The following is a 6786-nucleotide window of genomic DNA, read 5'->3' on the forward strand; positions in this document are numbered from 1 at the left end:
GCCAGCCGGGGCATCCGGTACCGGGTCAGGACCTTGCCGACGGTGGAGCGGGCCAAGCCCAGGTGGGCCGCTATCCGGTGCGGTCCCCACCGCCGATTGAACCTCAACCCCACAATGCGGCGTTCGGTGCGTACGGGGGTGCGTTTCGGGCTCCGCCGCGGGCGGGAGGACGCTTCAGCCATGCCTTCCTCACCACGGACCCTGTAGCGGTCCACCCACTTCTTGGCCCTCGCTGGTGAGCATTGAAAACGTTCCGCGGCCCGGCGCAACGTCCAGCCCTCCTCAACGACCAAACGGGCCAGCTTCGCCCTGGCCTTAGGTGTCAGATCGGCGTTGGCATGGGTAACGTAGGACAACGAGAGCCTCCTGGCGTCGAGATGAGTGTGGTAACCCAAATCGATACCGGAGGCTTTCGCCTTTTACATCACGCCACGCTGTTCACAACCTCCATGGGAACTACATCTAGGCCAACAGTTTCAGCCCAGGATGTTTAGCCGGACGAGGCTAAGGATCCCGCTTTGGTATTCTCAACAGTGGGGACGGGATCCATTTGATGAGACAGGAATTTGGTGATGGCACGTCTGGGTTATGCGCGGGTGAGCCTGACCGACCAAAACACTGCTCTTCAGCTTCGCGAGCTGGCACAGGCCGGGTGTGAACGGATTTACCAAGACCAAGGCCTGAGCGGAACCCGTGTCAGCCGCCCGGAACTGGACAAGCTGTTGGATCGACTTGGGCGAGGCGATGAGGTCGTCGTTTGGAAGTTGGATCGGCTGGGACGAAACACCCGGCATCTCTTGGAACTCCTGGACGATTTCAAAGCGCGCGGTATCAAGTTCCGATCGCTTCGTGATGGCATTGCCACGGATCCCGCCAGCGAAGTCGGGGGAGCCATGGCCCAGGCCATGGTGACGATCATCGCTGCCTTTGCCCAGCTGGAACGCGACCAGTTGTCTGAGCGCACCAGGGCCGGCATGGCCGCAGCTGCTGCCAGTGGTCGCAAGGCCGGTCGGCGCGAAGTCACCGCCGACGACCGGCGAGTCAGGCGGGCCAAGGAACTAAAAGCCCAAGGTCTTCAGCCCGTGGACATCGGAAAGATCATTGGAGTCAGCCGGGCCTCTGTCTATCGCTACCTCAGCATGGAGCCCTAAGCGGGTCGTTCCTATCCCAGTCGTCTCCCGACTAACGGCTCACTGCGGTTGCTGGTCCTTTGAGCCGGACTGCGGGCTGTGTGTGGTCTGGCACTGCGCCAGCGATTACCACCCCTGATGTAGAAGGCGGGTGTCGGGCTTGTCGCGGCTACATGCCGCCCGTGTGTTCGTGTCTGCTATGTGGTCGAATCTCCTGCTGGGCCGGACAGGATAGGGCAGCGACCGCCGCCTAAGGCGGGGGAGTGCCGTGATGAGCCGTTCGTTGGCAGCAACTTCCCTCATGAGTCCCGACCCTAGTGGGGTGAGGCGGGCAGGCCGAGCATCGGCAGCCGGCAGGAACCAGGCCAGGCTTCCGGCGTCCTGCTGTGCCGTTAAAGAACGAGGACCCGAATTTAGGCCTCGGGTCCTCGTTTTGAGCGATGCGCTCACTTATTCCGGTAGGAGGGGCACAGCCTCGAACACCACACACGATGAGCTTATGGCCCCCCGCACGTAGCGCGCAATGCTGTTGTGCCCAGGTCTCGCTCGATCGGTGTTGGATCATAATCTCCCGTCGAGCCAGCTTGACGGGCGGGGTCGCCTAGGGGAGGTGTGGGTTCAGCAGGCCTAGCCGGTCCGTGCGTACGGTGCGACGCTCCGGTCCTCGCCGAAGGGTTCGAACCAGTGCTCGAAGGTCATGGGGGCGAGCCGGAGAGATTCGGTCAGTTGTTCGTTGTGCTGGAAGCCATCAAGGCTGGGGTCGTAGAGCATCTCGCTGTCGGTGTCTTCGAGCATCCTGTCGGTCAGTGTGCCGCGCCAGTCGGGTTCCAGGTCAAGATCGTAGGTGGCCGCGATGAGATCGACCTTATCCAGGAGACATCGCACGGCGAGTTCCTGGGCCACGCAGCTTGGCATCGTCCAGGTTCCGGCCAGTTTGGTCGTCAGGTCTGCGGCGACAAGGAGGAACCGGCGGGCGAAGCGACCTGTGTACCTGGTGGCGTATTGGGGCGGCAGGCTCCACAGTACCGATGTTTCATCGATGTCCTCCCGGGTGATTTGGCCCTTCCCGTAAAGCGCGATGATGTCCTCGAAGAGCTCGTCGACAAGGAATACGGACGCCTGCCAGAGCGCTCCGGCGAGCAGGCGGGCACGATCCAATCCAAGGCGCCGGTCCTCCGCGGATATCCCGGCCATCCGCTCAAGTGTCTCGGCATCGAGTTCGGCGCGCTCGTGGCTGGAGAGACTGTCCGGATGAGGCACGAATCCGAGATCCCGCAGCGTCAGCCCCTTCAGTCGGTCGGCGTCGGCGTATAGTTCCGCCATGCTGTCATCGGTGTCCATGACCCTGATGCTACCGTCCGCGCCTTTTGCGCTTCTTGGCGGAACGGGGATCGCCGACCCCGCCCGGCCGGAGACAGGCCACCTGCGCGATTGAGGCCGTCCATGGCATCGTATGCACCAGGTGTCCCGTGCTGCGCCGGGCATCGGGGCCGGCCGTGAAGCCGGTGATGCCTCGGCAGAGGCCCTGGTCAAAGAAGGCAACGTCGCGGCCGGCTTTCCGGCGGATTCGCAGCCAACGTCCGGGCCGCGCAGGGACCTGACGGGCAGCCTCCTTGGCACTGCTGTCCCGCGCCCGTGCGCCGGGGGCGTCGTCCGGTGGGGAGGGGTGCGCCTTGTGGGGCGGAAGGGGTTCACCCTGGCAGGACCTGTGAGTCCCGTGAATCGAGGCTGCGGGCGCATGTGCTGGACGTGCCCACTCGATGTCCGGTAGGCCATCCCCTAACGTGAAGTCATAACCTAGGTTATGAACGCTCGGACGGGAGGTTGAATATGTCGGTTACCGGCGCCATGAAGGCAACGAGAACCAAGGAAGACACTAAGCCGCAGCGGCGGACCGCGACCAGACGGGTGGTCAGCCCCAGGAGGGGTATCAAGCTCCGGCAGGCGCTTAAGCCCAGGAACAACGGGATCGATGCCCTGAACGCCAGCCCGCGCCAGCGGCCCATCGAGGCTGCCCGTCGGGCGAAGGCCCGGCGGGAGCTGGGCAGTCTCGACTACATTCGGAGCGTTCGGCTGGCAGTTGAGGAGCTGGGCCAGGGGACGGTTGCCCGGGCTTTGGGCGTCTCCCAGCCGGCCATCAGCAAGCTTCTTGCTAGCGCGGAAGCCAGGGGAGTGGCACCGGTCCCCGACGGGTTCAGTGGGGCGAGCCCGTACGAGATCGCCGAGCGTTATGCCGCGGGCGACATCGACAGGGACGCCCTGATACGTGAGTTGTCAGCCTGGCCGTATCCCTGGAACGAAGGTGCGGACGATGCTGTTCACGAGCTGGATTGGATGCCATGCCCGGAACCCCCGGGATCGTTCGAGGAAGTCGGACGAGCCTTCGATGAAGGACTCATTGACGGCGACGCCTACAACCAGATCCTCGACGCCTCTTGACGAGGTCGCGCACCGGATCAAACGCACCGCAGCGTGACCACTCATGGACTGACTGAAACCCGTCCCGATAAGGAGCAAGGTTTTTCACGTGTGCTGCCTACGGAAAGACGGACGCCGAACCCATTCCATATCACTGAGTCGCCAGTTCTGTGAGGCTCTCAGGCCCGCCGGCGGCGCCATCGCCTGCCCATGGGCGCGATGTCCGGGCTCTGCCGTATGCTCACGGCATGAGCGGACGGTTGCCGGCACACGAGCGGTGGGGGGCACGAGGAGCAGTGAAATGGCTGAGGGATTCGATATGACCATCACCGGCGGGGAGCGTGGGGAAATGAATCACGTTGAGAAGATGGCCCTTGCCTGGGCCGAGCGGGACCCTCTGGAGAGTTGGATGCTGGCGGCACCGGATGCCCGGCCCATCTCGCCGGCCGCGCTGCGGGAAGTTGTCCTGGACTACCTGGCTGGCCATGACCCGTTCCCGGACGGCATATCGGTGGAGGCCTTAGACTACTCCGGGTCCGGATGGGTGCCGGCTGTGGTGATTGACCGCACAGGTACTGATGAATGGACGGTGGAGTTCGGCGACGGAGAGCAGGCGTGGCGCGGCCACGACGAGATCCGACCACACCCGTAGCCAGTTGATTCGTTGCCTTCTGATTGATCCGACACCCTCAGTTACGTGAAACTTCAACGATGGCTCGTGGCGAAACGCGTTATCCGTTTCCTTGGGAAGTTCGCCGTTGGCAGGCTGAGCTGCGTGAGGGCCGATGCAGTCAGGCGAGCATGGCAGACCTGGGCGGCGTATCGAGCAGTGGTGGCGGGGTGGGGATCTGGCCATCCGGGGGAGGTGTTGATATGCTGAAAGTAGCCTCTATATTGTCCTGTCATTCTGTCAGCTTTACATAACGTGCATTATGGGTTTTTCGGACAGCTGCTGGGGGAGTTCCGCCGGAGCATAATGTCCGTTCTCATTGCAGTTGTCAGTTTTCGCATCCAACGTGTCAGCTGACGGTTTCGGACTGTTTCTCAGTCAAGTTGTCAGCGTGCCGTTGCCCGCGCTGCGTCCGGCGAAACTGCTGAGCCACGCACACTTCAAGCCCATCGTTGATTTACGGAACTGACAGGTTGGATGAGAAATAATCCACCAGATTTCTCTCATCCAACCTGTCAGTCCCCAGGTCGCGACTGACAACTACTTTGAGAACGGACACATAAGCTCACACCCTGAAGGATGGATGAAGCCTTGAATTGAGCGTTCGGTGGCGTCGGCGCCGTCTTGAAGTGCTTGTGGCATGAGGTGCCCGTAGATCTGTTCGGTGGTCCGCACGGATGCGTGACCGAGCCGGCGTGAAATGGCGAACAGTGGCATTGCGCCGTCCTGGATGAGCCAGGAGGCGTGCGTGTGACGCAGGTCGTGGATCCGTGGTGACTTCGTCAGCCCGTTGGTTTGGGCTGCTTGTACGGCTGGTACCCAGTGGTGTTGCCAGAACGGCTTGTGGCCGATGCGGCCCCCTGTAGCGGTGGTGAAAACCAAGTCAGTGCCCGTCCTGACGGAAAGCAGCGGGCGGAGAAGGTTTGCAAGACTGGCGTTGATCCCGATCGTGCGTTTTCCCGCCCCGGTTTTGGTGGGTCCTAGGTAGTAGCCCGACTGTCCGTCCCGTTTCCACGCCTTGTTGATTCGCGCGGTGGGCACGCGCGATGTCAAGTCGATGTCGGCGGCTTGGAGGGCGGTCGCTTCTCCGAATCTGGTGCCTGTCATGACGAGGAACTGCACAAATACTGTGTAGTTCCGGTTCATGCCGTCGAGGAGCAGGAAGAATTCTTCAGGTGTCAGGAACCGGGCGCCGTCGTCCACGCGGTCGAGCGCTGGCAATGGCACGCCCCGGCACGGATTTCGGGTGATGTACTGGAGTCGTTCGGCAGTATTCATGGCCGCCGATAACAGTCCATGCATGTTGTGGATGCTTTTAGGCGCGATGCCTTTGGAGCTCAGGCCCTTGATCCACTGGATGATCTCGCGGTAGCCGAAATCCTCAAGTGCAATATGGCCTATGGCATGGCGAATGTGCAGGTCGAGCATGCGCTGGTAGGTGGCGACCGCCCCGGAGGCCGGCCGGATGAGCAGATCGATATGTTCCTGAACGACTTCGGCAACAGTCAGAGACCCGGGCCGGCCGCGCGGAGACTCGGGTTCCGGAGGTCGGTTGTGGCACTGGAGATATTCGAACAGGCTGATGGCTTCCTGCTCAGAGCCAACGGTCAGGCGTCGTTGGCGCTGAGTCCCGAGCTCACGCCAACGTACTGAGTGTGCGAGGGACCCGTCCCAGCGGAGCCGGGTGCTGATGCTGACCACGAGGGAAGGCTACGCCTGCCTGTCCTGGCTTCCAAGAGCTGCTCTGCAGCTGGCATGTCCTTCTCGGGTCTCGAACCGCCTGGAAAACCTGCGCTGATACGGAATCGCCGTCGGTTTGCGCGGCATGCGCTCTTGAAGGCCGGCGTGACTATCGCGGCACCATGTGCTCTGAGATCATGTCGGCAGCATCCGGCAAATCGATGGTACCCGCGGCGACCCCAACGACGAGTTCGAAGCCCTCATCCGTGGTGAAGTCATGCCGGTATCCGTTGACCCAGAGCAGCAGCACCATGAGCGTCCATGCGGTTCTTTTGTTTCCGTCGAGAAGTGGGTGGAACCGGGCGACGGACTCCAGCAGTGCAGCTGCCTTCAGGCCAAGGTCCGGATAGGCTTCTGCACCCATGACCGTTGTTGCCGGCCTGGCCAGTGCGGAGGCCAACAACCCAACGTCCCGGATATGGAAGCCGTACCGATCAACGACCTGAAGGGCGTCCTCAATATCCAGGTATGCCGTCACGCGTCCTCAAGCCGCGTCAGCAGTTCAGCATCATGGCTCAGGACGAAATCAAGGCCTTGGCTGATTTCCCGTCGGCGCGCATGCCGTTGCAGGACCAACTCGGCCCCTTGCAGCAGCAGCGCGGACTTGGACGTGTGCTCCTCGGCGGCCAGCTTCTCCAGTCGACGATCGAGGTCCTCAGGGACGCGCAGATTCATAGCCATTACATCATGGTACCAAAGCGGTACCAACGTAGATTCCCGGCAGGATCAGGGGATGGGGCGAATTGATTCATCTGATGAGATACGCAGACTATTACTTTACATAAGGTCCATTATCGGCGTTTCTGCACCTGTGATTCAGGGTGTGAT

9 protein-coding genes are annotated in these 6786 nt (G+C 62.0%); 4 read left to right on the forward strand and 5 right to left on the reverse strand.

Annotated features, from left to right (window positions below; all coding sequences use genetic code 11):
- A partial coding sequence (locus tag OCL88_RS20500) for a helix-turn-helix domain-containing protein (RefSeq protein WP_264963768.1) occupies nt 1-356 on the reverse strand: 356 nt, incomplete at its 3' end.
- A gap of 216 nt (nt 357-572) precedes the next feature.
- On the opposite strand from OCL88_RS20500, the gene OCL88_RS20505 reads away from it, so the two are divergent.
- Nucleotides 573-1151: a recombinase family protein gene (locus OCL88_RS20505; protein ID WP_264963769.1), complete on the forward strand. Its 579-nt coding sequence runs from the start codon at nt 573-575 to the stop codon at nt 1149-1151.
- Nucleotides 1152-1757: 606 nt separating this feature from the next.
- Here OCL88_RS20505 and OCL88_RS20510 read toward each other — a convergent pair.
- Nucleotides 1758-2471 carry a hypothetical protein gene (locus OCL88_RS20510; protein WP_264963770.1) on the reverse strand — a complete coding sequence of 238 codons (714 nt, stop codon included), beginning with the start codon at nt 2469-2471 and terminating at the stop codon, nt 1758-1760.
- A 489-nt stretch (nt 2472-2960) separates the two neighbouring features.
- Between OCL88_RS20510 and OCL88_RS20515 the strand changes: the two genes are divergently transcribed.
- Both OCL88_RS20515 and OCL88_RS20520 read left to right on the forward strand, forming a co-directional pair.
- Nucleotides 2961-3569: a helix-turn-helix domain-containing protein gene (locus tag OCL88_RS20515; protein ID WP_264963771.1), complete on the forward strand. Its 609-nt coding sequence runs from the start codon at nt 2961-2963 to the stop codon at nt 3567-3569.
- A gap of 280 nt (nt 3570-3849) precedes the next feature.
- Complete coding sequence (locus OCL88_RS20520) at nt 3850-4200, forward strand: tudor domain-containing protein (RefSeq protein WP_264963772.1); 351 nt, start codon at nt 3850-3852, stop codon at nt 4198-4200.
- Between the two features lie 558 nt (nt 4201-4758).
- Here OCL88_RS20520 and OCL88_RS20525 read toward each other — a convergent pair.
- Nucleotides 4759-5646 carry a tyrosine-type recombinase/integrase gene (locus OCL88_RS20525; RefSeq protein ID WP_264963773.1) on the reverse strand — a complete coding sequence of 296 codons (888 nt, stop codon included), beginning with the start codon at nt 5644-5646 and terminating at the stop codon, nt 4759-4761.
- On the opposite strand from OCL88_RS20525, the gene OCL88_RS20530 reads away from it, so the two are divergent.
- Nucleotides 5623-5871, forward strand: a complete 249-nt coding sequence (locus OCL88_RS20530; protein ID WP_264963774.1) for a hypothetical protein — start codon at nt 5623-5625, stop codon at nt 5869-5871. The genes OCL88_RS20525 and OCL88_RS20530 overlap by 24 nt on opposite strands.
- Nucleotides 5872-6067: 196 nt before the next feature.
- On the opposite strand, the gene OCL88_RS20535 is transcribed toward OCL88_RS20530, so the two are convergent.
- Complete coding sequence (locus tag OCL88_RS20535; RefSeq protein ID WP_243543045.1) at nt 6068-6436, reverse strand: type II toxin-antitoxin system death-on-curing family toxin; 369 nt, start codon at nt 6434-6436, stop codon at nt 6068-6070.
- Entirely contained in the window at nt 6433-6639 is a 207-nt protein-coding gene (locus tag OCL88_RS20540; RefSeq protein ID WP_229785494.1) for a ribbon-helix-helix protein, CopG family, read from the reverse strand. Before OCL88_RS20540 ends, OCL88_RS20535 begins: the two co-directional genes overlap by 4 nt.
- Between the last annotated feature and the right edge of the window lie 147 nt (nt 6640-6786).

Origin of the sequence: Paenarthrobacter sp. PAE-2 (genome assembly GCF_026013155.1) — a bacterium.
GTDB lineage: Bacteria > Actinomycetota > Actinomycetes > Actinomycetales > Micrococcaceae > Arthrobacter > Arthrobacter ureafaciens.

What these genes read in the sequence shown, in the direction of transcription:
- OCL88_RS20505 (WP_264963769.1), top strand. Translation starts at nt 573, where the DNA reads ATGGCACGTCTGGGTTATGCGCGGGTGAGCCTGACCGACCAAAACACT.
- OCL88_RS20510 (WP_264963770.1), bottom strand. Translation starts at nt 2,471, where the DNA reads ATGGACACCGATGACAGCATGGCGGAACTATACGCCGACGCCGACCGA.
- OCL88_RS20515 (WP_264963771.1), top strand. Translation starts at nt 2,961, where the DNA reads ATGTCGGTTACCGGCGCCATGAAGGCAACGAGAACCAAGGAAGACACT.
- OCL88_RS20520 (WP_264963772.1), top strand. Translation starts at nt 3,850, where the DNA reads ATGGCTGAGGGATTCGATATGACCATCACCGGCGGGGAGCGTGGGGAA.
- OCL88_RS20530 (WP_264963774.1), top strand. Translation starts at nt 5,623, where the DNA reads ATGGCGAATGTGCAGGTCGAGCATGCGCTGGTAGGTGGCGACCGCCCC.
- OCL88_RS20525 (WP_264963773.1), bottom strand. Translation starts at nt 5,646, where the DNA reads ATGCTCGACCTGCACATTCGCCATGCCATAGGCCATATTGCACTTGAG.
- OCL88_RS20540 (WP_229785494.1), bottom strand. Translation starts at nt 6,639, where the DNA reads ATGGCTATGAATCTGCGCGTCCCTGAGGACCTCGATCGTCGACTGGAG.